Annotated in this window: 17 protein-coding genes; 10 read left to right on the top strand and 7 right to left on the bottom strand. The window is 72.7% G+C overall.

The window, feature by feature from the left end; all coding sequences use genetic code 11:
* Positions 1-74 precede the first annotated feature (74 nt).
* On the bottom strand, positions 75-3,137 hold the full coding sequence (locus tag ACFO60_RS00375; protein ID WP_380835551.1) for a helix-turn-helix transcriptional regulator: 3,063 nt from the start codon (positions 3,135-3,137) through the stop codon (positions 75-77).
* A 150-nt stretch (positions 3,138-3,287) separates the two neighbouring features.
* On the opposite strand from ACFO60_RS00375, the gene ACFO60_RS00380 reads away from it, so the two are divergent.
* The 3 genes from ACFO60_RS00380 to ACFO60_RS00390 all read left to right on the top strand — a co-directional run bounded on the left by ACFO60_RS00380 (position 3,288) and on the right by ACFO60_RS00390 (position 5,725).
* A complete protein-coding gene (locus ACFO60_RS00380; protein WP_380835552.1) occupies positions 3,288-3,839 on the top strand; it encodes a P-loop NTPase family protein in 552 nt (183 codons plus the stop codon).
* 285 nt (positions 3,840-4,124) lie between these two features.
* On the top strand, positions 4,125-4,511 hold the full coding sequence (locus tag ACFO60_RS00385; protein WP_380835554.1) for a YciI family protein: 387 nt from the start codon (positions 4,125-4,127) through the stop codon (positions 4,509-4,511).
* On the top strand, positions 4,511-5,725 hold the full coding sequence (locus tag ACFO60_RS00390) for an RNA polymerase sigma factor (RefSeq protein ID WP_380835556.1): 1,215 nt from the start codon (positions 4,511-4,513) through the stop codon (positions 5,723-5,725). Before ACFO60_RS00385 ends, ACFO60_RS00390 begins: the two co-directional genes overlap by 1 nt.
* A gap of 18 nt (positions 5,726-5,743) precedes the next feature.
* Here the strand turns inward: ACFO60_RS00390 and ACFO60_RS00395 are convergent, their stop codons facing one another.
* The 4 genes from ACFO60_RS00395 to ACFO60_RS00410 all read right to left on the bottom strand — a co-directional run bounded on the left by ACFO60_RS00395 (position 5,744) and on the right by ACFO60_RS00410 (position 12,224).
* Positions 5,744-8,419, bottom strand: a complete 2,676-nt coding sequence (locus ACFO60_RS00395; RefSeq protein WP_380835557.1) for a glycoside hydrolase family 3 N-terminal domain-containing protein — start codon at positions 8,417-8,419, stop codon at positions 5,744-5,746.
* Between the two features lie 257 nt (positions 8,420-8,676).
* Positions 8,677-9,093 carry a PH domain-containing protein gene (locus ACFO60_RS00400; RefSeq protein WP_380835559.1) on the bottom strand — a complete coding sequence of 139 codons (417 nt, stop codon included), beginning with the start codon at positions 9,091-9,093 and terminating at the stop codon, positions 8,677-8,679.
* A 9-nt stretch (positions 9,094-9,102) separates the two neighbouring features.
* Entirely contained in the window at positions 9,103-10,248 is a 1,146-nt protein-coding gene (locus ACFO60_RS00405; RefSeq protein ID WP_380835560.1) for a YihY/virulence factor BrkB family protein, read from the bottom strand.
* 323 nt (positions 10,249-10,571) lie between these two features.
* Positions 10,572-12,224, bottom strand: a complete 1,653-nt coding sequence (locus ACFO60_RS00410) for a catalase (protein WP_380835562.1) — start codon at positions 12,222-12,224, stop codon at positions 10,572-10,574.
* Between the two features lie 269 nt (positions 12,225-12,493).
* On the opposite strand from ACFO60_RS00410, the gene ACFO60_RS00415 reads away from it, so the two are divergent.
* From ACFO60_RS00415 to ACFO60_RS00430, 4 genes are all read left to right on the top strand, one after another.
* Positions 12,494-12,733, top strand: coding sequence for a helix-turn-helix transcriptional regulator (locus ACFO60_RS00415; RefSeq protein ID WP_380835564.1), 240 nt, complete (start codon positions 12,494-12,496; stop codon positions 12,731-12,733).
* Entirely contained in the window at positions 12,733-13,296 is a 564-nt protein-coding gene (locus ACFO60_RS00420) for a hypothetical protein (RefSeq protein ID WP_380835566.1), read from the top strand. The genes ACFO60_RS00415 and ACFO60_RS00420 overlap by 1 nt, the downstream gene beginning before the upstream one ends.
* 252 nt (positions 13,297-13,548) lie before the next feature.
* Positions 13,549-14,649, top strand: coding sequence for a zinc-dependent alcohol dehydrogenase family protein (locus tag ACFO60_RS00425; RefSeq protein ID WP_380835567.1), 1,101 nt, complete (start codon positions 13,549-13,551; stop codon positions 14,647-14,649).
* 355 nt (positions 14,650-15,004) lie between these two features.
* The gene (locus ACFO60_RS00430; RefSeq protein WP_380835569.1) at positions 15,005-15,607 is read left to right on the top strand and encodes an STAS domain-containing protein; all 603 of its coding nucleotides are present in this window, start codon (positions 15,005-15,007) and stop codon (positions 15,605-15,607) included.
* A 34-nt stretch (positions 15,608-15,641) separates the two neighbouring features.
* Here the strand turns inward: ACFO60_RS00430 and ACFO60_RS00435 are convergent, their stop codons facing one another.
* Both ACFO60_RS00435 and ACFO60_RS00440 read right to left on the bottom strand, forming a co-directional pair.
* Positions 15,642-16,052: a hypothetical protein gene (locus tag ACFO60_RS00435; protein ID WP_380835571.1), complete on the bottom strand. Its 411-nt coding sequence runs from the start codon at positions 16,050-16,052 to the stop codon at positions 15,642-15,644.
* Positions 16,053-16,179: 127 nt separating this feature from the next.
* Entirely contained in the window at positions 16,180-18,225 is a 2,046-nt protein-coding gene (locus ACFO60_RS00440; protein ID WP_380835572.1) for an ATP-binding protein, read from the bottom strand.
* 285 nt (positions 18,226-18,510) lie between these two features.
* Between ACFO60_RS00440 and ACFO60_RS00445 the strand changes: the two genes are divergently transcribed.
* From ACFO60_RS00445 to pulA, 3 genes are all read left to right on the top strand, one after another.
* Positions 18,511-18,936, top strand: a complete 426-nt coding sequence (locus ACFO60_RS00445; protein ID WP_380835574.1) for a hypothetical protein — start codon at positions 18,511-18,513, stop codon at positions 18,934-18,936.
* A gap of 404 nt (positions 18,937-19,340) precedes the next feature.
* Positions 19,341-19,979 (top strand): C40 family peptidase, encoded by a 639-nt coding sequence (locus ACFO60_RS00450; protein ID WP_380835575.1) that lies wholly within the window; start codon positions 19,341-19,343, stop codon positions 19,977-19,979.
* A 303-nt stretch (positions 19,980-20,282) separates the two neighbouring features.
* The gene (pulA, locus tag ACFO60_RS00455) at positions 20,283-26,237 is read left to right on the top strand and encodes a pullulanase-type alpha-1,6-glucosidase (RefSeq protein ID WP_380835576.1); all 5,955 of its coding nucleotides are present in this window, start codon (positions 20,283-20,285) and stop codon (positions 26,235-26,237) included.
* The last annotated feature ends 69 nt before the right edge of the window (positions 26,238-26,306 follow it).

Genomic DNA, 26,306 nt, shown 5'->3' on the forward strand with positions numbered 1-26,306 from the left:
GTGAGCCGGTGCCCGCACACGCCACCTCGGGAAGGGCTCGCCGCCTCGGGAAGGGCTCACCGGCGCCGGCGCCGTCAGGACAGGAGACGGGCAAGGTCGACGCGGGAGCGGATGCCGAGTTCGGCGAAGATGTTCCTCAGGTGGTGTTCGACGGTGCGCGGGCTGATGAACAGTCGCGTGGCGACCTCGCGGTTGGTGGCCCCCTCCGCGACCAGCTGCGCGATGTGCGCCTGCTGCGCCGTGAGCCGCGCGATGTGCTCCTGCCGCGCCGCGAGGCGCGCGGCCGGGGCCAGGTGGGACGCCTGCGGCGCCGCCGGCGCGGAGGCGGGCGGCACGGTCTGCCCGGCGGCGCGGAGTTCGGCGCGCGCCTGACCCGCCCACAGGCGGGCGCCGAGCCGTTCGAAGGTGTCCAGTGCGCTGTGGAGGTGTTCCCTCGCCGCGCCGGGACGCCGCTCCCTGCGTAGCGCGCCGCCGAACAGCAACTGCGTCCTGGCCGTCTCGAACTCGCACGCTCCGCGGTGGTGCAGGTCGAGGGCATGGCGGAACAGCTCCTCCGACGCGCCCGGCCCGGCGAGCAGGGCGTGACAGCGGGCCGCCAGCGCGAGCCGGTCGGGGCTGCGGGTGCTGCCGACCCAGCGGTCGAGCACCTCCAGCGCCGCGACGGCGTCCCGCCTCTCGCCTGTGCGCGCCGCGGCCTCGATGAAGGTGGGGGTCGCCATGACGCGTATCACGACGTGGCCGTGCCGCAGCTCGCCGTGCAGCCGGTTCGCGGCGTCGGCCACGCGGCCGCAGGCCAGGTCGAGATGGGCCAGCGCCCAGTTGCCGAGGGCCGCCGCGACCCCGAGGCCGTGGGCGTCCGCGACTTCGATGGCGGCCGTGGCCTGCGCGCGGCACGACTCCTTGTCTCCTTGGACGGCCGCGGCCATCGCCAGCCACGCCAGGTGGTGGCCCGCCGTGCAGTGCTGGCCGCTCTCCTGGGCGAGCCTGAGCCCTTCGACGGCGTGACGGGCGACCGAGCCGTACCTGCCCATCCACATCTCGGCGTAGATGACGGTCGAGAGCAGCTGCGGCAGCGCCGATCCGCCTCCTCGTCCGCGCGCGGATTCGACCGCGCGGGAGGCGAGAGCGAGCGCGCTCGCGTCGTCGCCGAGCAACAGGCTCGCGGCCCCCGCCCAGACCAGCAGGGCCGGGCTGTCCACCCGGGGCGCCAGACACAGGACGCGGCGCAGCGGACCGGCGGCCTCGGCGTGCCGTCCGCGCAGGGTCGCGGCCATGCCTTCGAGGTACTCGAACATCAGCTGCGTGGCCGGGCGGTCGTCGGGACGGCGCAGCGCGGCGGCCCGGCGGGCGATGGCCAGGAAGCGTTGATGATCGCCCGCCATGTACCCGGCCTCGGCCGCGCGGACCAGGGCCCGCACGCCGAGGGCGCGGTCGCGGTCGAGCAGCCATCCGGCGGCGGCCAGGAACCTGTCATGGGCGTTGCCCGTCTCGCCGCCGAGCAGCTCCAGGTTGCCGCGCAGCAGCTCGGCCTGGCCACGCATCTCGTGGGGCACCGCCAGCGGCGAGAGCCGGGCGAGCAGCGCCCTGGCCCGCTGCGGGTGGCCGGAGATGGACGCGTGGTGGGCGGCCGACGCCAGCCGCGCGGCCTTGACCTCGCCCTGCTCGCTGAGCTCGGCGGCGCGTTCGAGGGCGACGAAGGGCTCGGGGTGGCCGCCGTACGGGGCCGCCGTCTCGGCGGCGTCGGCGAGTTCCGCGGCCAGTTCGCCGGGAGGGCCGTCGAGGGCGGCGGCCCGGTGCCAGGCCCGCCGCAGCCGCTGATGGTCCTGGTCGAGGACCCGGGCCAGCAGGCGGTGCGCCGCGCGCCTGCGGGCCAGGGACGCGCCCGCGTAGACGACCGGCCCCATCGCCGGTTCGGCGAAGGCGTACCGTTCGTCGGCGGCCGTCAGGATGCCCTCGGCCTCCGCCGGTTCGAGCAGGTCGAGCACATGTCCGTGCCCGGCGGGGAGCGTCGTGCCGTCGTCGCGCCACAGCTCGGCGGCGCCGATCAAGGTGAGGATGTCGAGGCCGGGGTCGGCGGCGATCAGAAGAAGCAGGTCGCGGGTGGCGGAAGGCAGCCGCGCGAGTCTGCGGGTGTAGGCACGCCAGAGCCGGCCGTCCGGCGGGACGGAGGCGGGGGGCGCGTGTGTGCCGGCGACCTGACCGGCGGTGAGCGAGCCGGCGAGCTCGGCGAGGGCCAGGGGGACGCCGTGCGCGAGCCGCTCGATCGACGCCCGTGGCTCCTCGCCCAGCGCGGCCGGCACGAGATCGTCGAGCATCTGCCTGGCGGCGGTCCCGTCGAGCGGGTGAAGGACGCGCACGGGGACCTCCCCCGCCTCCCAGCCGTGGTCGCACGACGCCCGGTCGTGATCGCCCGGCGAGGGAGCCCTGCCGGGCGGCAGGGAGGTGAACAGCAGCACGATCGGGTCGCCGGACACGCGGCGGGCGGCGAACAGGAGCAGGTCGCGGCTCGCCGGGTCGAGGTGGTGCAGGTCGTCGACGCAGACGAGGACGGGCTTGCGGGCGGCCAGCATCGCCAGCAGGTCGAGGACCGCCGCGGCGACGTCCAGCCCGTCCCCCGCCTGCTCGGCGGAACGGACCCGATCCGGCGACCCCTCTGCCGTACCCGGGGCCGGAGCCGGAGGCTGAGCCGAGACCGGGCCCGAGACCGGACCCGAACCCGGAGCCGGAGCCGAGACCGGGGGCTGGGGCTGGGGCTGGGGTGGGATCAGAGCCGGAGACGGGGCCGGGATCGGGGCCGGGGTGGGGGGGCCGAGGTGGAGGGTGGCGAGGAGGAGGGCGGACTGGGATGGGGGGAGCAGGGATCGGGCGTCCCTGACCGGGCGGAGCAGGCGGTGCAGGGCCGAGTACGGCAGGCGGCGCTCCGCCTCGGCGCCGCCGGTGCGCAGGACAAGAAAGCCGCGCGCCTGCTCGGCGGCGAAGCCCAGCAGCGCGCTCTTGCCCATGCCGGGCCCGCCCATCAGCAGCAGGGCGCCGCCGGAGCCGTCGCGGGCTCCGTCCAGCAGCCGCCGCACGGCGTCCTGTTCGCCGCTTCTGCCGCGCAGAACGGCCGTTCGCGTGGGGAGTGACGCGAGATGCACGCCTTCCAGTCTTACGCCGAGACCTCTCTCGCCGGAAGGGACGTGCCGACTCTCTTCCTTACAGTCTGTTGACGCGCGGCGCGAGGACGATCTCGTCCGGCGGCGGGCCCTGGCTCCGGGCGCGTTCGTTCGGGCCCTTACGCTGCACGGGTGCAGCGGATTCTCGTCGTCGGCATCAGCGGGGCCGGCAAGTCCACCATGGCGCGCGTCCTGAGCGGGCGCCTGGCCGTGCCCTACCACGAGATGGACGCCCTGCGCTATGTGGCTCCCGGCTGGGGCGTGGACGAGGGGTTCGCGGCCAAGGTGGCCGCCCTCACCGCCTCGCCCGCCTGGGTCTTCGACTCTCTGGGCTACCCCGAGGTGCGCGACCTGCTGTGGGAGCGGGCCGACACCGTGGTCTGGCTGGACTACGGGAGGGCGGTCATCATGCCGCGCGTCCTGCGCCGCTCGCTGCGCCGGACGCTGCGGCGCGAGCGCGTCTTCGGCGGCAACCGCGAGACCCTGGCCGGCTGGTTCCGCCGGGACCATCCCGCGTGGTGGGCCTGGTCCCAGCACGGCGCCCGCCGGGCCGACATCGGAAGCCGCGCCCGCGACCCCCGCTTCGCCCACCTGCGCGTGATCCGCTTCGGCGCGCCCCGCGAGGCCGCCGCCTGGCTGGACACCGTCCCTCCGGCCGAGCCGGGGGAACGCGCCTCCGGATGAACGCGCCTCCGGGTAACGCGCCCCCGGGTGAACCGCGAGATCGTCTGTGGCCGGGTACCGGTCCTGCGCACCGCGATCGCCGAGTGGGTCGATGACGTGCCGGACGCGACCAGGTCATCATCATCGGCAGGGCGCCCGCGTCGGCCATCGCTCAAGGGGCCGGTCTGACAGGATCGGCCGCGTCACGGCGGAAGATTTCTCCGGGGCCGTGTCGATCGGCGGGCCGCTCGTTCGACATGTGGGGGCGAGGGCCGAAGGGCGGCCCCGCCGGAGGAGGAGAACGCGATGTCGAGATACCTGCTGATCATGCGGGGCACCGACGAGACGAACGCGGCCATGATGGCCGGCATCGACGAGATGATGGCCACGACCCGCCAGTTCATCGAGGACATGATGAAGGCCGATGTCCTCGTCGCGGCCGAAGGGCTCGACGATCCGGGCCAGGGCGTCGTGGTCGACTTCAGCGGCGAGGCGCCGGTGGTCACGGACGGGCCGTACGGCGAGACCAGGGAACTGTTCGGCGGCTACTTCATGATCGATGTCGCCACGAAGCAGGAGGCGGTCGAGTGGGCCGAGCGGGTCCCGGCGGTCCGCGGGTCCAAGATCGAGGTCCGGCGGGTGGCCGAGGCCGACGAGACCCCGCAGGGCGGCGAGAGCGACGGCCGGACCTGATGGGCACGGCCGACGTCGAGGCCGTCTGGCGGATCGAGTCGGCCCGCATCGTCGCCGCGCTGACCCGGTTCACCGGCGATTTCGGGCTGGCCGAGGACGCGGCCCAGGAGGCGGTGGCCGAGGCGCTGGTGTCGTGGCCGCGCGCCTCCCCGGCCAATCCGGCCGGCTGGCTGATGGCCACGGCCCGGCGGCGGGCGATCGACGCGATCCGCCGCCGGGCCGCCCTCCAGGACCGGTACGCCCTGCTGGCGGCCGAGCCCGCGGTCGACCAGGAGATCGATCCCGACAGGATCGACGATGACGTCCTGGCGCTGATGTTCGTCAGCTGCCACCCGGTGCTCTCCCGTGAGGCCCGGGTGGCGCTGACCCTGCGCGTGGTCGGCGGCCTGTCCAGCGAGGAGATCGCCCGCGCGTTCCTGGTACCCGTGCCGACCGTGCAGGCCCGCATCACCCGGGGCAAGAAGACGATCGCGGCGGCCGGGGTGCCGTTCGAGCCGCCGCCGGCCGGCGAGCGCCGGGAACGGCTGGGCGGCGTGCTCAGCGTCCTGTACGTGATCTTCACCGAGGGGTCGACGGCCACGTCGGGCGACCGGCTGCTGCGCCCCGACATCGCGTACGAGGCGATCCGGCTGGCCCGCATGCTGGCCGCGCTGCAGCCGGAGGAGCCGGAGGTGCACGGCCTGCTCGCGTTGTGCGAGCTGACGGCCGCGCGCTTCCCTGCCAGGACCGGCCCGGACGGCACGCCGGTCCTGCTGGAGGACCAGGACCGGCGGCTGTGGGACTGCCCGGCGATCCGGCGGGGGCTGGCCGCGCTGGCCAGGGCATCGGCCGGCGGCCTCGGCCCCTACGGCCTGCAGGCCGCGATCGCCGCCGTCCACGCGTCGGCGCCCTCGGTCGAGGCGACCGACTGGGACCGGATCGTGCTGCTCTACGAGGCGCTCGGCCGGGTCGCGCCCTCGCCGGTGGTGGAGCTCAACCGGGCCGTCGCCGTGGCCATGGCCTCGGGTCCGGCGCGGGCCCTGGCCATCGTGGACGAGCTGATCGCCGCGGACCGGCTCCCCGGTTCGCACCTGGTTCCGACCGTGCGCGGGGAGCTGCTGGCCCGCCTCGGCCGGCGAACGGAGGCGCGCGCCGAGCTGGAGCTGGCCGCCCGGCTGTGCGCCAACCAGCGCGAACGCTCCGTGCTGCTGCGCAAGGCGGCCGCGCTGGGCTGACTTCCCTCCGGACGGCTCCTATGTCAGGTCCGAGCACTTGCGGGCGTCTGGGTCCTTGGCGCCGCCGGGGACCCAGCGGACGTTGGCGAAGGAGGCCGAGAAGGCGGCGTCGGTGTAGACCAGGAACGGGGTGTTGACGTTCTCGAAGTCCAGGTTCGGGGAGAAGCAGGACACCGGGATCTTGACGGTGGCCTTGCCCCCCGCCGGGAGGTTCTGGAACAGCGAGGTCGCCACCACCTCCGCGAGGCACGGGTAGACGCAGTGAACGCTAATCACCGTGCGGTTGACCGGCGGCTGGTGGACGATGGTGTCGAACTCCAGGGCCGCGTCGGCGTTGAGGTAGCCGCGCAGGTCGGCGCCGCCCGCCGGGTTCTGCATGTAGATCTGCGCGGGCCCGGCGCCGGTCCAGGTGGCCTTGAGGCCGTCCTGCTGCACGTTGACGTCGGCGGGCACCACGTTGATCTCCGAGTGGGCGGCCTCGCCGTCGGCGCCGATCTCGGTTCCGCCCCAGTTCTCGGCCGAGCCGATGAGGCTCTTGTACGGGGCGACGTCCGTCCTGTTGAACACCTCCAGGTCCTCGGTGGCGGTGCCGCCCCCGCCGCCGGTCGAGCCGCACGCGGCGTCGTGCGAGGTCTCGTCGAGGGTCCCGACCGAGCCGGTCTGCCCGTGGCGCAGGCCGTAGCCGAGCGGGAAGAGCGGGTCGTAGCCCTCGTCGCCCCGGTTGAGCGGCGTCTGGCAGGGGGCCTTGGGCCAGGAGTAGGACAGCTTGCCGGTGTACCCCTTGCTCCAGCGCGAGGTGCGCACGAGCTGGTCGGCGACGCCGCCGCCCTCGGTGCCGGGCAGCCAGGCCACGACGAACGCCTCAGAGCGGTTGAGCTCCTTGTTGACGTACAGGGGGCGGCCGGTGACGTAGACGGTGACGACCGGGGCGCCCTTGCCGTGGACCTTGTCCAGAACGGCGAGGTCGCCGGGGTAGAGTCTGGCGGCCTCCAGCGTGCGGCGGCCGAGGTCGCCGACGCCCTCGGCGTACGGCGTCTCGCCGATCACGGCGACGACCGCGTCGTACGCCGAGGGGTCGACGCCGTCCGCGGTCTCGCTGAAGGTGACGTTCGCCTCGCCCAGCGCCTGGCGCAGGCCGCCGAGGATGGTGGTGCCGTTCGGGAAGTCGGCGTTGGTGTTGCCGGTGCCCTGCCAGGTGAGGCTCCAGCCACCGCTCTGGTTCGGCAGGCTGTCGGCGCTCTTGCCGACGACGAGCACCTTGGAGTCCGGCGCGAGCGGCAGCACCTTGCCGTTGTTCTTGAGCAGGACCTGCGACTCGCGGACGGCCTTGCGGGCGAGCGCCTTGGCCTGGAGCGCTTCGGCCGAGCCGGCGAAGGCACGCGCGGAGGGCTTGGGCGCGCCGAACACCCCGGCGCGCAGCTTGACGCGCAGGATGCGGGTCACCGCGTCGTCGACGCGCGCGATCGGGATCTCGCCGCTCTGGACCTGGGCGATGGTGTTGGCGATGAACGCCTTCCAGTCGTTGGGCACCATCACGACGTCGATGCCGGCGTTGATGGCGCGGGCACAGCTGGAGTTGGTGCAGCCCGTGACCTGCCCGTGGGCGTTCCAGTCGCCGACGACCAGGCCGTCGAAGCCCATCTTGCCCTTGAGGATGTCGGTGAGGGCGCGCTTGCTGCCGTGGATCTTGCCCTCGTCGATGCCGAGGTCGGCGTTGGTCCAGCTGTTGAACGACGCCATGACGGTCTGCGCCCCGGCGGCGAGCGCGCCGTAGTAGCCCTGGCCGTGGAGGTTGATCATCTCGGCCTCGGAGGAGGGGTTGACGCCCTGGTCGGTGCCCTTGAGCGTGCCGCCGTCCCCGATGAAGTGCTTGGCGGTGGCGATGACGCCCTTGTCGCCGACGCCTCGGGGGTGGGTGCCCTGCAGGCCGCGGACCGCTTCGTAGCCGTAGGCGCGGGTGATGCGCGGGTCCTCCGAGAAGCCCTCGTAGGTGCGGCCCCACCGGTCGTCGCGCACGACGGCGAGGGTGGGGGCGAACGCCCAGTCCTGGCCGGTGGCGCGGATCTGCGCGGCCGTCGCCGCGCTGACGTCGCGGACGAGGCAGGGGTCGTGCGCGGCGCCGAGGCCGATGTTGTGCGGGAAGATCGTGGCGCCGTAGACGTTGTTGTTGCCGTGGACGGCGTCGATGCCCCAGATGACGGGGATCTTCGTCCTGGTGGAGAGGGACGCCTGCCAGTACGCGTCCGCGAGGTCGAGCCAGGCCTTCTGCGGCGCGTGCTTGTCGCGGCCCGGCCAGGCGCCGCCGCCGTTCAGCACCGTCCCGATGAAGTACTGCGCGACCTCGGCCGGAGTGATCGCGGTGATGTCCGGCTGGGTCATCTGGCCGACCTTCTCGGCCAGGGTCATACCGGAGACGATCTTCGCGATGCGCCGCTCGTCGGCGGGGTTCTTCTTGACCCGGCTGACGACCTTGGGCCAGTCGGCGAGCGTGGGCAAGGTCTTCTCGACGCGGGCGCAGCCGTGCTCGTCCAGGGCGGGTGCGCCGATCACCGGCTGCCTGTGGCCTCTGGCGCCGCCGGCCGCGCTGTCGGCGCCGGCGGCCGGCGTCCCGGCGGCGGCGCCGAGGAGCGCGAGGCTCGCCAGTAGCGCCGCGGCGCGGCGGCGGGCTCTTGATCGGACAGGCGGTCTGGTCATGGAGCGTCCGTTCTCGTCGCACTGCGCGGGTCGTCACGGCCCCCCGCGGCCGCACTGTTCGGATACTGACCATGTGACACCGCCGAGTCAAGAGTGCGATAGAGCGCTCTCCGGAGGCGGTCGACGGATGCGGCCGCAAGGACGGGAACGTCATCGAACGGGAGGACGGCGTCGATGGAACTTTCGGCCCTCGGCCCGCGGACGCCGTCCCGGGCAGGGCGCGCCGCGAGAGAGCGCTTTCTGCCCGCGGGCCGCGCTCAGGCCTGCCTGAGCCGGAACAGCTCCTCCGCGGCCTCCACGCACGAGGTGCCGAGCTCGTGCGACGAGAACAGGTGCAGTCCCTCGGCGGTCTCGATCTCCAGCATGTCCCAGCGCAGGCCGTACCGGGCGTTGGCGGCGACCCGGATGTGCGCGACGAGCGGCCAGGGCACCCGCTCGCGCCGGGTGAGGCCGGTCACCACGGTGAGGCCGCTCTCGTCGGCGGCCAGCCGCACCGGGGCCAGGACGTCGCGCAAGGCGAACCCTGCCAGCATCACGGCCGCCGCCGCGCACAGCAGCATGCCGCGCGGGTCATCCGACACTGCGAAGGCGGTGACGGCGAAGGCGGCCGCGGCGGCTCCCTTGATGAGGGTGAACTCGCGCCGGACCCGCCACTGCCGGGGTGAAGCAGTCATGGCCGAACGCTACCGTCCTCCGCCGGAGGGCCCGCCGCCCTCCCCCCGCGGACCGATCTCCGCGTCGCCGTCCGCCCTCGCGGTGTCCGCGTCACCCGCCTTCGAGGGGTCCGCGTCGCCCATCCGCGCGGTGTCCGCGTCGTCCATCTTCCTGGTGTCGCGGGGTGCCACGTAGGGCTCGGCGTCGGCGGGCCGGCCGGCGGCGATGGCGCGGCCCCGGGCCAATTCGGCGTCGAACTCCACCCCCAGCAGCACGGCGATGTTGGTGATCCACAGCCAGACGAGGAAGACGATGACGCCGGCCAGCGCCGCGTAGGTCTTGCTGTAGGAGGAGAAGTTGGCCACGTAGAAGCCGAAGGCGAAGGAGGCGACGATCCACAGGAGGACCGCCAGCATGCTGCCGGGGGTCACCCAGCGGAACCCCGGGTGCTCGACGTTGGGCGCGGCCCAGTACAGCAGGGCCAGGACGACCGCCACCGCGACGACCAGCACCGGCCACTTGGCGACGCTCCAGACGGTCAGCGCGGTGTCGCCGATGCCGAGCACCTTCCCGGCCTGGTCGGCGAGGCCGCCGGTGAACACGACCGCGACGGCGCCGGCGGCCGTCAGGACGACCAGGACGGCGGTGATGCCGACCCGCAGCGGCAGCGTCTTCCAGATGGGCCGGCCCTCCGGCATCTCGTACATGACGTTCGCCGCCCGCATGAACGCCCCGACGTACCCGGAGGCCGACCACAGCGCGACGCCGATGCCGATGGCGGTGGTGATCCCGGCCGCGCGCGGGCTGCCCTGGAGGGCCTGCAGCACGCTCCCGAGGATCTCGCGGGCCGGGCCGGGGGCGATGGCGCCGAGGTTGTCGATGAGCGGCTGGATGGCCGCGCGGCCGAACAGGCCGAGCAGCGAGACGGCGGCCAGCAGCGCGGGGAACATCGACAGGACCGCGTAATAGGTGAGGGCCGCCGCCCAGTCGGTGACCTTGTCCTCCTGGAACTCCCGCACGGTGCGCTTGAGCACCGACCACCACGACCGGCCGGACAGCGACAGCGGGCCGTCCGGCACGGCCCCGACCTCGCGGCCCTCCGGAACGGCTCCGCCCTTTCGGCCCTGCTCGCCGAACCTGTGGAGTTTGCGACGCTCGATGTCCTGATGAGTCATCTCGTGCACCGTCTCCGCATCGGCGCCGCACGCGCCCGCCCGCCGTTCCCTGTGCGATCGCGGCTGCCCGCCCCTCGGCGCCGCAAACCCGCGCACGACGGTGCCACCGGTCCTCCGTCCGGCTGAGATCTCGTCCGCACGGCGACCGGACACGGCGGCGGACCGCATCACGGTGGTGACGACACACGAAGATCCGGCCCCCTACCGACGGTCGTGGAAGGCCGTCCGCAGGAGACCGGATCTTCGTGTTCGCGTCCCGGCTCCAGCGCATCCCTCGACGCACCGGTCGTAGACGTCGCCACCGGTACTGCCGCTAGGGGACGCTAGGGGACGAACCGCTCGTTGGGCACGCAGTGGGTCATCTTCCGGCCCGTCACGTCACGCGGGCCGTTCTTGCCCAGCTTGGACAGGCGGTCGCGGTCCTCGTCGGTCAGGTCCTGGCTCGCCAGCGGCTCCAGGTGCGCCACGTCCTCGGGGCCGATGCCGAGACCGGCGCCGACGCGCAGCCCGAGGTCGTCCTCCACCAGGAGCAGGTGCCAGACCATGCGCTCCTGGACGGGCCGGTCGCACTGGGCCAGCAAGGTGGTGAAGTTGAGCACCAGGTCGTCGCGCTCCCACTGCTCCATGAGCAGGTACCGCTCGCCCGCCTGCGCGTAGTCGTTGGTCCTGGGAATGCGCTTGCGCGTGAGCCGCCCGCTGATGACCGGGCCCTGCTCGTCGTTGACCGGGTACTCCGCCTCGCGGAGCCCGCCGGTGATCGAGGGCTCGTAGTTGACGTGCGGGTTCTCCCCCTGGCCGTCGACGTGGTAGGTCATCAGGCCGTCGCGCTGGTTGGTGCGCACCTGGGCGTTCTTCGCATGGTTCACCGGCAGCTGCAGGTAGTTCGGCCCCACCCGGTAGCGCTGGGTGTCGCTGTAGGAGAAGGTGCGCCCGACGAGCATCTTGTCGTCGGAGAAGTCGAGCCCGTCGATCAGCACGCCCGTGCCGAACGAGATCTGCTCGTTCTCGGCGAAGAAGTTGGCGACATTGCTGTCGAGCACCATCCGCCCGACCGGCATCGCGGGGAACCGGTCCTCCGGCCACACCTTGGTGTCGTCGAGCGGGTCGAAGTCGAGCTCGGGGTGCTCGTCGTCGCTCATGATCTGGACCAGCAGCTCCCACTCGGGGTGGTCGCCGCGGTCGATGGCGTCCTGCAGGTCCTTGGTGGCGTGCCCGAGGTCCCGGCCCTGGACGATCGCCGCGTCCGCCGCGGTCATGCTCCTGACGCCCTGCTTGGGCATCCAGTGGTACTTCACCAGGTGGGTCTCGCCGCGCTCGTTCACCCACTTGTAGGTGTTGACCCCGAACCCCTGCATGTGGCGGTAGTCGGACGGGATGCCCCGGGGGCTGAACAGGTTGACGAGCATGTGCATGCACTCGGGCGTCTGCGACATGAAGTCGAAGATGCGCCTGGGTTCCTGCCGGAACGTCACCGGGTCCGGCTTGAGCGCGTGGATCACGTCGGAGAACTTGATGGCGTCCCTGATGAAGAACACCGCCAGGTTGTTGCCCACCAGATCCCAGTTGCCGTGTTCGGTGTAGAACTTCACCGCGAAGCCGCGCGGGTCGCGGGCCGACTCCGAGGAGTCGCGGCCGCCGATGACGGTGGAGAACCGCACGGCCACGTCGGTCCGCTTGCCGGGCTCGCTGAACGGGACGGCGCGGGTGTACCGGCCGATCGGCTCGTCCCCGAGGTATCCGGTCGCCTCGAAGTAGCCGTACGTGGTGATCCCGCGCGCGTGCACGACGCGTTCGGGGATGCGTTCACGGTCGAAATGGCTGATCTTCTCAAGGAACTGGTAGTTCTCCAGCGTGGCCGGTCCACGCGCGCCTACCGTCCGCTGGTTCTGGTTGTCGTAGACCGGGTGGCCTTGCCGATTGGTCAGCACCGGGCGCTCGTCGTTCGGCTGGGGGCCCTTGCTCGACACGTCCGTCATGACGACGGCTCCCTCCTATGGCGGTCGGTCGTCCACCCCTATCCGCTTCCAGCTCCACCGAAGCTCCCAATTCGGTCAAATAACGCGGGGAACGCTCCTTCAGGCCCGGCGAAGAAGGCGGACGGATCGTCATATGATCTGGACGAGATGTAGTAGATGTACTACATTCCACGCTATGAGTACTGCAGTCGTGGAGCCGCGCGAACCGAGGCGGCCACCCGATCACGGGGCTTCGCACTCCGAGGCCGCGCCGCGGGGAGATCACCCCGATGTCCGGTGAAGACGTCTACAACCGCATCTCGATGCTCCGGGCGGAGCGCGGGGTCTCCCGCAAGGACCTGGCCGCCGCTCTCGGCGTCCACTACCAGACCATCGGCTATCTGGAGCGCGGCGAGTACAGCCCGAGCCTCTTCCTGGCGCTGCGCATCTCCGAGTACTTCGACGTGCCGGTGGAGATCGTTTTCTCGCTCAAGCCGTTCCCCCGGCTGGGCAGTGAGGTCGTGAAGTGATGAGCAGGCTGAACGAGACGCGCATCAACGAGGCCCGGCGCGGCATCCCCTTCTTCTGGTACGGCACCCGCCGCGGACGCCGGACCGCCGTCGCCCTGGGCGCCGTCGCGGTCGGCACCCTGTACGTCGACGCGGTCCTCTGCTGGTTCACCGCCCCGAGCGACACGGCGATGTGGACCACGTTCGGCCTCACGGCCCTCGGCCTGGTGGTCTACGCGTGGGCGTTCGCCGTGCTGCTGGTCGCCTCGGGCGGCGCGGTCGGCCTGACCGAGGACAAGCTGGACGAACGCCAGCTCGCGGAGCGCCAGCGGGTACGAGCGCTCGCCCATCGCGGCACGGGGTGGATGCTCTGGCTGAGCACGATCCTGGTGTTCAACCTGCCGGTAAATGACGACCACATGGTGCGCCTCCCCGCGTTGGCGCTCTCTGTCTTCGTCTTCGGGCTGTTCACGACCCACCTGATCCTGCCGCACCTTATCGCCGGGTGGCGCCTGCCCGACCCGATGCCCGAGGAGGACGACGAGCTCACGGCCGCGCCCTCCGGAAACGGGACGCCGGCCTGATCGGCGTGCTCGGCCTGCTCGGCCTGCTCGGCCTGCTCGGCGTACTTGGCCTGCTCGGCGGATTCGGCCGCCGTGTTCCGCCGATTCGCGGAGGCGGAGTGCCCGCCCGCGCGGCGGCAGCGGCGGGCACGGAGACCGAGGCGGTGGGGGTCCGGTCGGGACGGGGCGGCACAATCGGTCGTGTCCGGGGTGCCGGCGCCGGGGACGTCCCGGCCGGGATCCGCCGAGAGGCGAGCGAGAAGAGGCCTGCCGGTGCGCGCTGTGCAGTATGACGGGTTCGGCGAACAGCCTGAGGTGCGCGGGGTCGCCGATCCGGCGCCGGGGCGCGCGGGCGCGGTGATCCGGGTGGAGGCGACCGGGCTCTGCCGCAGCGACTGGCACGGCTGGATGGGCCACGACTCCGATATCCAGAAATTTCCGCATGTGCCGGGGCACGAGCTGGCGGGCGTCGTCGAGGCGGTCGGCGACGACGTGCGCGGATGGCGTCCCGGCGACCGGGTCACCACGCCGTTCGTGTGCGCGTGCGGGCGCTGCCCCGCCTGCGCGGCGGGCGACCAGCAGGTCTGCGAGAACCAGACGCAGCCCGGGTTCACCCACTGGGGGTCGTTCGCCGGCTACGTCGCGATCGGCGACGCGGACGTCAACCTCGTCGGGCTGCCGGAAGAGATGTCCTACTCCACCGCCGCGAGCCTCGGCTGCCGCTTCGCCACCGCCTTCCGCGCGGTCGTCGCCCAGGGGCGGGTCGCGGCGGGCGAGTGGGTGGCGGTGTACGGGTGCGGCGGCGTCGGGCTGTCGGCCGTGATGATCGCCGCCGCGGCCGGGGCCCGCGTGGTCGCCGTCGACGTCTCCCCCGCCGCCCTAGAACTGGCCGCCCGTCTCGGCGCCGCGCACACCGTCCTCCTCCGGCCCGCTTCGGCCGGATCACCGGCCTCGCCGGACGACCACGGCGACGCGCGTGACGCCGGTCGGGACGGTTCCGCCCAGGTCAGGGAGATCACCGGCGGCGGTGCCCATCTGACGGTCGACGCGCTCGGCGCCGCCGCGACCCTGGGCGCGGCCGTCGAGAGCCTGCGGCGGCGCGGGCGGCACGTCCAGGTCGGCCTGCTCCCCCGGGCCGCCGGGCACCCGCCCGTCCCGATGGACCGGGTGATCGCGCTGGAGCTCACGATCCTCGGCAGTCACGGCATGGCCGCGCACGCCTACCCGGAGATGCTGGAGATGATCGCCGGCGGCGGTCTCCGCCCCGGCTCCCTCATCACCCGCACCATCGGCCTTGAGGAGGTGCCGCAGGCCCTCACCACCATGGCCACCGCCGGGACGCCGGGCGTGACGGTGATCGTCCCCACCCGCTGACACGGGACCACCGACCCCGCACGCCGGTCGTACGCTGACACGCGGGACCACCGACGGCGTACGACCGGCGTGCGCTGACACGGGACCACCGACGGCGTACGCCGGTCGCAGGCGCGGTCGCGGCCCTGACCGTCACGCTTCGGGGATGTCGTCCCGCGCCCTGATTCGACCCGCGCCCATCCCGCCATCTGCTCCGCCGCTTCCCCTGCCCCACCTGCACAAGAGCCCTCACACGCGCCGCATGCGCCCCCCTGGACATCCCCACCCGCGATGCCGAGTGGCCATGCAGGTCGGCCGAACCTGGTAGGAAGGTATGCACGCCTGCCCTGAAACCCGCAGGCCAAAGGAGTTGATCATGCAGTTTGGCGCCGATCCGCATACGGGATTGGTTCTTTCTTCGGCGATTCGGCACGGTGCCCTCGTCGTGGAGGCCGCGGGCGAACTCGACTACCGTGCGGCGGTCCTCCTCAGAGAGGAACTCTCCCGCTACTGGGACGTGCCGGGGGTGCCGGCCGTCGTCCTCGACCTGACCGCCGTGACCTTCTGCGACTCCGTGGGCCTGAGCGAGCTCATCGCCACCCTGCGCCGAAGCGAAGAGACCGGGCGCGCCCTCATGATCAGCGGCGTGCAGGGCACATTACTGCGGGTGCTGACCATCACGGGGCTGCGCAATGCCTTCGACACCTACGAGACCATCGACGAAGCCCTTCTTCGCGTCCCGCCCACGACGGCGGACGCGGCCGAGGCCATCACCTCGACGGACGCGATGATCATCGGCGACGCCGTGAATCCGGGCGACACCACCACCGGAATCGGCGCGGTCAGGCACCCGGACGCCACGATCGCGGCGGGGGACGCCATGATCGCGGAGGACGCCGTCACGGACGCGGTGATGCTTCAGCAGCGCGACCTCCCGCCGCCCGACCCGGCCACGCCGACCCCCGCTCCGCAGGCCTGACCCCGCGGGACCACCAGCGGATCATTAGAGGCCGTCAAAGGCGCACCTCGTACTCCGGCGAGCGCCGCCGTCCAGGCTGGCCGGCGGCGACGGTGGGTTCGATCTTGCGGATGTACCCCGCGGCCTCCAGCAGGTCCAGCGCGGGGACCATGGCCGCGACCCTCTTGAAGCGGCGGGCCAGGCGGCGGAAGATATCCCGCCGGCGGAAGCGCTGGGCCCCGGTCCTGCGGATGCATTCGAGCACGGCCCTCGCGTCGTCCGGCAGGGCGTCGTCCGACCGGACGGGCGGGGTCACCGAGATGATCTGCATCCGGGACGCGCTCTCGTTGCGGATGCGCGAGATCTCCAAGATCAGATCGTCCAGATCCACCAGCAGCCGCGTGGCGGCGCGGAAGCGCTCGAAGTCATCCTGGATCAGCAGCAGCCGCTCGGCTTCCTCACGCATGGCTGAATAATGTCATTTTTGGCATTAATGTCAACACATTCGAGTGAACGCTACTCGTCCGGATTTTCCCGGCCTTCTCGAAGGTTGTCCAGCGGTCGCCGAAACATGTCCGTGATCTGCCGCGATATCAGGTGCGGGTGCCGGTGGGGGTGTCGGCGAGCGCGTATGCGAGGGCGCTCTCGACGTCCAGCTCGCGGCCCCGGGCGAACGCCCTGTCGAACCGGCGGTCCCCGAGCGCCGCCCTGGCCCGCGACTCGGCCTGCTCGCGCTGGCCGTCCGCGCGCGGCAGGCACAGCCGCAGGCCGAAGCTGTCCTCGACCAGCTCGCCGCTGCCGAGCAGCCGCGCCGCGCGGTCCATGTCGCCGAGCCCGGCGGCCGAGCGGGCGAGGCTCGCCAGCACGATCGCCATGCCATGGCTGTCATGGACCAGCGTCTTGTGGCGCAGTGACGCGCGGGCGTACCTGTCGGCCGCGGCGTAGTCCTCGCGGGCGACCGCGATGAGGCCGCTCACCCACTCACCCGAGGAGCGCACCCAGATGTCCCCCCACGAGTCGCACAACGAGCGTTGCCACCGCAGGCAGGCGAGGGCCTCGTCGAATCTCCCGAGCCGCGAGAGCGCGTACGCCTGTCCGGTGAGCGCCATCGCCAGGCCCGCACCGCCGTCGCCGCCCTGCTGATGCGTCTCGCGCGCCTGCTCGTACATGGACAGGGCCTCGTTGACGTACCCCGCGCGCACGCCGGTGTTGGCGCAGCAGACGGTGCCCCAGCCCACCGCGGCCAGATCCTCCCGGGCGAACGACTGCGCCAGGCATTCGGTGGCGAGGTCGTTGGCCTCGTCGACATCTCCCTGCAGGTCGGCGAGCCACGCGGAGGCCCACAGCGCCTGCGGCAGGGCAGGCCCGGGGGCCCGTGCGAGCGACAGCGCCCTCCGCAGGTGGCGGCGCCCCTCGGCGACGAAGCCGCAGGCCAGCCAGAAGAAGGCGAGGCGTCCCGCCAGGTCGAGGCCGGTGGCGCGCTCGGCGGGGTTCGCGAGGCAGAAGTCCAGCGCCGTCCGCAGGTTCGGCAGCTCGCGCCGCACGCGCGCGTACCAGGAGGCCTGCCCGGGGCCGAACCACTCGGCGTCGAACCGCCGGGCGAGACTCAGATAGTGGTCGCGGTGGCGGCGCCTGACCAGCGCGGTCTGCCCCAGCTCTCGCAGCCATGCCGCGCCGTACTCGCGGAAGGTGCCGAGCATGCTGAAGCGGACGGTCGCGCCGGTGTCGACGCGTGACACGATCGACCTGTCCACCAGGGCGAGCAGGAGGTCTTCGACATCCTCGCCGCGCAGGCCCGTGCCGACGTCGCTCTCGGCGTCGGCGCACACCGCCAGCGCCGCCTCGAAGTCGAAGTCGGCGGCGAACACCGACAGCCGGGCCCAGAGCAGGCGTTCCAGCGGCTCGCACAGCTCGTGGCTCCAGCCGACCGCGGTGCGCAGCGTCCGGTGACGCGCCACCCCCGCGCGGCCGGCGTCGGCGAGCAGGTCGAACCGCTCGTCGGCACGGTCGACGAGCTGTTCCAAAGGCAGCGAGCGCAGCCGCACGGCGGCCAGCTCGATCGCCAGCGGGATGCCGTCGAGCCACCGGCAGAGCCTCACCACCTCGGGCGTGGCGGTGAAACCCGGCACCAGCGAGGCGGCGCGGTCGGTGAACAGCGCCACCGCGCCTTCCAGCGCGACGGGCGCCGCCCCCGTGTCCCCTCCCGGGTCTCCCGCCGGGCCGTGATCGCCCTCGACGGGCAACGGCTCGACGTGGAACCTGGACTCGCCGCGGACCCCGAGCGCGCGCCGGCTGGTCGCCAGCACGCGGAGCCCCGGCGCGGCGCGCAGGAGTGAACTCACCACTTCGGCGCAGGCGTCCACCAGGTGCTCGCAGGTGTCCAGCACGATGAGCGCGCGCCGCCCCGACAGGTACTCCTCCAGTGCGGCCGTCGCCGTGACGCCGGGCCGGGCGGGGACGCCCAGCGCCGAGCGGAGCGCGTCGACGAGCAGTTCGGGGGCCCGCACCGGCGACAGTTCGACCAGCCACACACCGCCGGGGAAGCAGACTGTCATGCCATGGGCGACGCGCGACGCCAAGCGCGTCTTGCCTACGCCGCCCACCCCCGTGAGCGTCACCAGGCGGGATTCCCCGAGCATCCGCGCGACCCCGGCAGCCTCCCGGCGCCGTCCCACGAAACTGGACGTCTCGACCGGCACATCGCTCGCGTGTGCCCCCGCAGGCACATCCATGGCCAGCCCCACGTCGCCTCGGCTCCAGATGCCAGGCAATCGTAAAACAGCACAACCGCTATGGAAAGGATACTTTCCCGTCGCCCGCGCAAAGGGCGAAGCACTTCACACACCGACCACCGGCCGGACGGCGCCGCCACATCCTTTCTCCCCCTCTGTACGTGAGCTGCCGGTGGAGGTCAGAATCACCGGATGAGGCGTTCGCGAGAGCGGAGATTCACCCGGCTGGCGGTGCTCGCCACCGGGCTGGTCCTGGTGGCGCTGGGAGTGTTGTTCCCCTTGGCCGGCCTGGACGACGCCGACAAGTTCGCCAGCGTTCTCGGCGCCTTCACCGGAGTCGCCGGCCTCGCCCTCTCCGCCTACGGAGTCGTGCTCGCCCGGCGGGCTCCCGGGGATGCCTCCGGCCGGGGGCAGGCGTCCGGGGCCGCCGAGACGGCGGGCTCAGAGGAGGGTCGCGTCCGCAACAGCATCAGCGGGACGGTGCGCGGGCCCGTCGTCCAGGGCGGCTCGTTCGCCGGCCCCATCACCATCGGCACTCCGCCGCCACGGCCCGGTGACGGCGAGGTGGCCGATCAGAGGAAGGACCTCGGTCACGGTACGACGCCGCCCAGCGCTTAGAGAAGCCGGCGGGACTCCACCGCCGGTGAACGTGTCACGACGCCCGACTCCCGTTCGAGGGTGAAGCGAACGTCAGTGGGGGCCGGGTTCGTGGGGTGAAGCTGAGGTCAGCCGGGGCCGGGTTCGCGCGTGGAACGGAGATCAGCGGGGGCCCGGGGCCGGGTTCGTGGGCGGATGCCCGGGAGATGACGGCGCCGGGAGGCCGGGCTGGGGTGAGGGATCTGCGGGGGAGGCTTCGGCGAGGCGGTCGCGCAGGCGCGCGCGGATCTCCTCCGGGGAGTAGGCGCGGCGGCGGCGCTCCGCCCGGACGATGACCGCTCCCGACGCGGCTACCCCCGCGAAGGCCGCGAGGCCCAGTATCTTCCACCAACGCATGTCCTCAGGCTACTGGGAAGAGGAGTGGGATGTCCGGCGTGAGCATAAGCCTCGACGAGGCGCTTGATCTGACCCGCACCGGCGACGTCTGGCTGTTCCGCGGGCGCTCGGCGCCCGACCGGGCCATCCAGGTGACGACCAACAGCCCGGTGAACCATGTCGGCATGTCCGTGGTGATCGAGGACATGCCGCCGTTGATGTGGCACGCCGAGCTGGGGCGGTCGCTGCCCGACATGTGGTCGGGCACCCACCAGCGCGGCGTCCAGCTCCACGACCTGCGCGACGCGGTCATGGTGTGGGCGACCAGGTACGGGCAGCGGGCGTGGCTGCGCCAGCTGGACCGCCCGGTCACGCGCGAGATGGAGGACGCGCTGCTGCGCACCATCGCGCGTCTGGACGGCACGCCGTTCCCGTCCACGGCGCGGCTGGCCGGCCGCTGGCTGCGCGGGCGGGTGCCCGCCATCCGGCGGCGGGTCAACGAGGCCGCCCTGGAGACCGCGTACTGCGCCGAGGTGGTGGCCGCGACGTACCAGGACATGGGCCTGCTTCCCGCCGGCCGCCACCTCAACTGGTACGACCCGGGCCGCTTCTGGAGCGGCGACGACCTGAAGCTCGCCTCGGGAGCCGCCCTGGGGGGCGAGATCCCGGTGCGCGTCCCCTCGGCCTGAACCCGCGGCTTCCCCCAAAGCCGCACCGCTTCCGTCTTTCTTGAGGCCGGCGCGCTTTCTCGGGAAGCCGTGCCTCCGCCTTTCCTGGGACAGGGCTGTTTCTCTCAGGGCCACGCCTTCGCGGCGCTCTCAGCAAATTTCAGGAAATTTCTGAAAGGCATTGCAAAGGCTGGAGCGACTGAGTAACTTCCGGGCAACAACCCTGAAATACGACACGCGGAGGCCCTTGTGGTCCGGCCAATCCCCCCATGGCCCGCGAGAAGGTCGCCCGCTCGCGGGACGACCCGGCTCTCAGCGGCCGCGGTGCTCACAGCGGTCCTCTGCGCGGCGCCGCTCGCCGCAGTCTCCCCCGCCTCCGCCTCCCGGGCGGGCGCTCCGAGCTCCGGCGCTCCGAGCTCCGGCGCTCCGGCGATCTCTCTCGCCTCCGGCGCTCAGACGATCTCCCTGAACTCTGGCGCTCCGGCGATCTCCCTGACCTCCGGCGCTCAGGCGACGTCTCCGGCCTCCGGCGCAGAGGTGGCGGCCCGGGGCTCTTCGCCGGGGGCGGAGGGCTCGAAGGCGCTGGTCTCTCCGCTGAGCAGGACGGCCGAGCCCTCGGACGGGGAACTGGCCCGCGACGCCGCGCGCACCCGGCTGACACGCGAGCGGTTCTACTTCGTCATGACCGACCGGTTCGCCAACGGCGACGCCGGCAACGACAAGGGCGGGCTGACCGGCGACCGGCTCAGCACCGGGTTCGACCCGGCCGACAAGGGCTTCTACCAGGGCGGCGACCTGGCCGGCCTGCTCGGCAGGCTCGACTACATCAAGAAGCTGGGAAGCACCGCCATCTGGCTCACCCCCGCGTTCGAGAACCGGCCGGTGCAGGGCGCCGGGGCCGACGCCTCGGCCGGGTACCACGGCTACTGGATCACCGACTTCACCTCGATCGACCCGCACCTCGGCACCAACGCGCAGATGAAGCAGCTCGTCCGCGAGGCGCACAAGCGCGGCATGAAGGTGTTCTTCGACATCATCACCAACCACACGGCCGACGTCGTCGACTACAAGGAGAAGACCTACACCTACCGCTCCAAGGGCGCCTACCCCTACGTCGACACCTCCGGCAGGCCCTTCGACGACCGCGACCACGCGGGCGGGAACACCTTCCCCAAGGTCGACGCCGGCTCCTTCCCGTACACGCCGGTCGCGGCCAAGGGCGTCAAGACCCCGGCCTGGCTGAACGACCCGACGATGTACCACAACCGCGGCGACTCGACGTTCAGCGGCGGCGAGACCGACGAGTACGGCGACTTCTCGGGCCTTGACGACCTTTGGACCGAGCGGCCCGAGGTCGTCAGGGGCATGACCGACATCTATCAGACGTGGGTCCGCGAGACCGGCATCGACGGCTTCCGCATCGACACCGCCAAGCACGTCGACATGCCGTTCTGGAAGCGTTTCTCCCCCGCGCTGCACCGGTACGCCGCCGAGCGGGGCAACGACCGGTTCTTCATGTTCGGCGAGGTGTACTCCAGCGACCCGGCGACGACCAGCCGCTACTCGACGCAGGGCGGCATGGACGCGACGCTGGACTTCCCGTTCCAGGAGGCCGCGCGGTCGTTCGGCGGCGGCACGGCGGACGCCGCGCGTCTCACCCGCCTGTACGCGGGCGACGACTTCCACACCACGGCCGACCGCGACGCCGCCTCGCTGCCGACCTTCCTCGGCAACCACGACATGGGGCGCATCGGCCGGTTCATCGCCCAGGACAACCCCGGCGCGTCCGACGGCGAGCTGCTGCGGCGCGACCTGCTCACCCACGAGCTGATGTACCTGACCCGGGGCCAGCCGGTCGTCTACTACGGCGACGAGCAGGGCTTCACCGGCAAGGGCGGCGACAAGGACGCCCGGCAGACGATGTTCGCCTCCAGGACGCCGAGCTATCTGACCGACGACCTGATCGGCACGACCGCGACGCACGCGCAGGACAATTTCGTCGCCTCGCACCCGCTGTACCAGGGGCTCGCGGCGCTGGCGAAGCTGCGGGACGCCCACCCCGCGCTCGCCGACGGCGCCCAGGTCGAGCGCCTGGCCTCCGGCGGCCTGTACGCGTTCAGCAGGATCGGCGCCAAGGAGCAGGTGGAGTACGTCGTCGCCGTCAACAACGCCGAGACCCCGGCCTCGGCCGCCGTGCCGACCTACTCGGCGGGCATGGCGTTCACGCGGGTGTACGGGGAGGGCCCCGCGACGGCGACCACGAGCGCCGGCCGCGCGCTCCAGGTCACCGTCCCGGCGCTGTCGGCGGTCGTCTACCGCGCCTCGGCCAGGCTCGCGGCGCCCGCCGCCGGTCCCGCCGTCTCGATCGCGCTGCCCGGCGCCGAGATCGGCGGCACGGCCGCCGACGGGCGTGTCCCGGTGACGGCGACCGTGCCGGGGGACGGGTTCGACCAGGTGACGTTCGCCGCCAAGGCCGGCGAGGGCCCCTGGAAGGTGCTGGGCACCGACGACGCGCCCACCGTCTCCGGCGGCGGCCGCACGTTCCGCGTGTTCCACGACCTCGGCGGGCTGGCCGCCGGTACGAAGGTCGCCTACAAGGCGGTGGTGAAGGATTCGGCCGGCAGGTTCGCGGCCGCCTCGGCGACGGCGACCGTGGCGGCCCCGCCCGCCCCGGAGGAGCCGGGCACGGTCACCCGCGACTGGCTCGTCGTGCACTACCAGCGCTCCGGCTACGACGGCTGGGGACTGCACGTGTGGGGCGATGTCGAGCAGCCCACCGAGTGGGGGGCGCCGCTGCCGCTGAACGGTGAGGACTCCTTCGGCCGGTTCGCCTGGATCAAACTCAAGCCCGGCGCGGCCAGTGTCGGGATCATCGCCCACAAGGGGGACGAGAAGGACGGCGGCGACCGTACCGTCAACCCGGCCAGGACCGGCGAGGTGTGGCTCGCCGAGGGCAAGCCCGACGTCTACGGCTCCCGCGCCGCCGCCCAGGGCTACGCGACCGTCCACTACCACCGCCCGGACGGCGCGTACGACGGGTGGGGACTGCACCTGTGGGGCGACGCGCTCGCCGACGGCGCCGGCACCGACTGGGCGAGTCCTCGCCTGCCGGACGGGACGGACTCCTACGGCGCCTACTGGAAGGTCCCGCTGAAGGACCCGGCCGTCCCGCTGAACTTCATCGTGCACAAGGGCGACGCCAAGGACCCCGGCCCCGACCAGTCGCTCACCCCCGCCCAGCGCCCTGACGCGTACGTGAACTCGGGCGACACCCGGATCCACCCGACCCGCGCCGCCGCCGAGAACGTGGCGATCCTGCATTACCGGCGCCCGGACGGGAACTACGACGGCTGGGGACTACACGTGTGGAACGGGGCCGCCCAGCCCACCGAGTGGGCCGCGCCCCTCCAGCCGACCGGCACCGACGGCTTCGGGGTGTACTACCGCGTGCCGCTGGCCGAGGGGGCGACGAGCCTGAGCTACATCATCCACAAGGGCGACGACAAGGACCTGCCGTCCGACCAGTCGCTCGACCTGAGCGTCACCGGCCACGAGGCCTGGCGGCCGGCGGCCACCGAGGGCTACCTGCTTCCGCAGCCTCCGGCGCGGGGCGCGGACGCCGACCTGTCCAAGGCGGCGGCCCACTGGATCGACCGCGACACCGTCGCCTGGAACGTCACGCCGTCCTCCTCCCTGGGGTACGCGCTGGCGTTCTCCGCCAAGGGCGACATCGCCTACGACAAGGGGGACCTGACCGGCGACATCCGGCTGATCCGCCTGTCGGACGGCGGCGGGCTGACCGCCGCGCAGAAGGCCACCTGGCCGCACCTGGCCTCCTACGCCGCGCTGAAGGTCGACCCGCGCGACGCCGACCTGGTCAGGGAGGCGCTGCGCGGCCAGGTCGTCGCCGTCGAGCGCGACGCGGCAGGCGTGCTGCGCACGGCGACGGGCGTGCAGATCCCCGGCGTGCTCGACGACCTGTACGCGGGCGCGGCCACCGCCGAGCTCGGGCCGGTGTGGCCGTCGTCGTCGGCGTCCGCCTCGCAGCTGTCGGCGGGTTCGGCCTCGCCCACGCTGTCGGTGTGGGCGCCCACGGCCCGCAAGGTCGAGCTGGCGCTCTACCGGGACGCCTCCGGCGGCGGGCGCGCCGTCCACCGGATGCGGCGCGACGACGCCACCGGGGTCTGGTCGGTGCGCGGCCTGCCCACCTGGAAGGGGTCCTACTACACCTTCCTGGTCACCGTGTACGCCCCGGCGGCCGGCAAGGTCGTCACCAACGAGGTGACCGACCCCTACAGCGTGTCGCTGGCCGCCGACTCGGCGCGCAGCCAGCTCGCCGACCTGTCCGACCGCTCGCTGCAGCCCCGGGGCTGGTCCACGTTGCGCAAGCCCGGGGCCGTCCCCCAGGAGAAGGCGTCGATCTACGAGTTGCACGTGCGCGACTTCTCCGCCTCCGACGCCACCGTCCCGGCGGCGAAGCGCGGCACGTTCGCCGCGTTCACCGGCGACTCGGCGGGGATGAAGGAGCTGCGCGCGCTCGCCGCCGACGGTCTCACGCACGTGCACCTGCTCCCCGCCTTCGACATCGGCAGCGTCCCCGAGCGCAGAGCCGACCGCACCGAGCCGTCGTGCGACCTGGCCGCGATGCCCGCCGACTCCGAGCGGCAGCAGCAGTGCGTGGCGGAGACCGCCGCCAAGGACTCCTTCAACTGGGGGTACGACCCGGTGCACTACACGGTGCCCGAGGGGTCCTACTCCACCGACCCGGACGGGTCGCGGCGCGTCGAGGAGTTCCGCTCGATGGTCGCGGGGCTGAGCGGGGCCGGGCTGCGGGTCGTCATGGACGTCGTCTACAACCACACCTTCGCCGCCGGGCAGGACCCCAAGTCGGTGCTGGACCGCGTCGTGCCCGGCTACTACCACCGGCTGCTGCCGGACGGCACGGTGGCCACCTCCACCTGCTGTGCCGGCACCGCCACCGAGCACGCCATGATGGGCAAGCTCGTCGTCGACTCCGTCGTCACCTGGGCCAGGCAGTACAAGGTCGACGGCTTCCGGTTCGACCTGATGGGCCACCACCCGAAGGCGAACATCCTGGCGGTGCGGGCCGCGCTGGACAAGCTGACGCTCGCCCGCGACGGCGTGGACGGCAAGTCGATCATCCTGTACGGCGAGGGGTGGAACTTCGGGGAGGTCGCCGACGGGGCCCGGTTCGTCCAGGCCACCCAGGCGAACATGGCCGGCACCGGCGTCGGCACGTTCAACGACCGGCTGCGCGACGCGGTGCGCGGCGGAGGGCCGTTCGACGCCGACCCGCGCGTCCAGGGCTTCGGGTCCGGGCTGGCCGGCGCGCCGAACGGCTCACCGGCCAACGGCGACGCCGGGCAGCAGAAGGCGCGGCTGCTGCACTACCAGGACCTGATCAAGGTCGGGCTGTCGGGCAACCTGCGCGACTACCGGTTCACCGCCTCCGACGGCAGGGAGGTCACCGGCGCCCAGGTCGACTACAACGGATCGCCCGCCGGGTACACCGCCGCGCCCGGGGAGGCGGTCACCTACGTCGACGCCCACGACAACGAGACGCTGTTCGACGCGCTGGCCTACAAGCTGCCGCAGCCGACGCCCATGGACGACCGGGTGCGCATGCAGGCGCTCTCGCTGGCCTCGGCGATCCTGTCGCAGGGCACGGCCTTCGTGCACGCGGGCAGCGAGCGGCTGCGCTCCAAGTCGCTCGACCGCAACTCCTACGACTCCGGCGACTGGTTCAACCGGCTGCTGTGGGACTGCTCGGCGGGCAACGGCTTCGGCGCGGGGCTGCCGCCGAAGGCCGACAACGAGTCCAAGTGGCCCTACGCGAGGCCGCTGCTGGCCGACCCGGCGCTCAAGCCCGGCTGCGCGGCGATCCAGGCGGCGCGGGCGCGGGCCGGCGAGCTGCTGAAGATCCGTTCCTCCTCCCCCGCGTTCTCGCTCGGCTCCCTCGCCGAGGTGCAGAAGCGGCTGTCCTTCCCGGTCGGCGGCGGCGGCGAGACCCCGGGCGTGATCACCATGCACCTGGACTCCTCCGGCGTCGACCCGCGCTGGAAGTCGGTCACCGTCGTGTTCAACGCGACGCCGGAGACCCAGGCGCAGACCGTGGCCGCGCTGAAGGGGGCGCAGGTCGCCCTCCACCCCGTCCAGGCCGCCTCGGACGACCCCGTCGTCCGGCGGTCGTCCTTCGACCCCTCGACCGGCACGCTGACCGTCCCGGCCCGCACGGTCGCGGTCTTCGTCCGGCCGTAGGCGCGCCCCCCTTCCCGCGCGGCCGCGGACGCTGGCCGCCGGGAGGGGACGCGCACGCCGGGCCGGGTG

Source organism: Sphaerisporangium dianthi (assembly GCF_042654065.1).
Classification (GTDB): Bacteria; Actinomycetota; Actinomycetes; order Streptosporangiales; family Streptosporangiaceae; genus Sphaerisporangium; species Sphaerisporangium dianthi.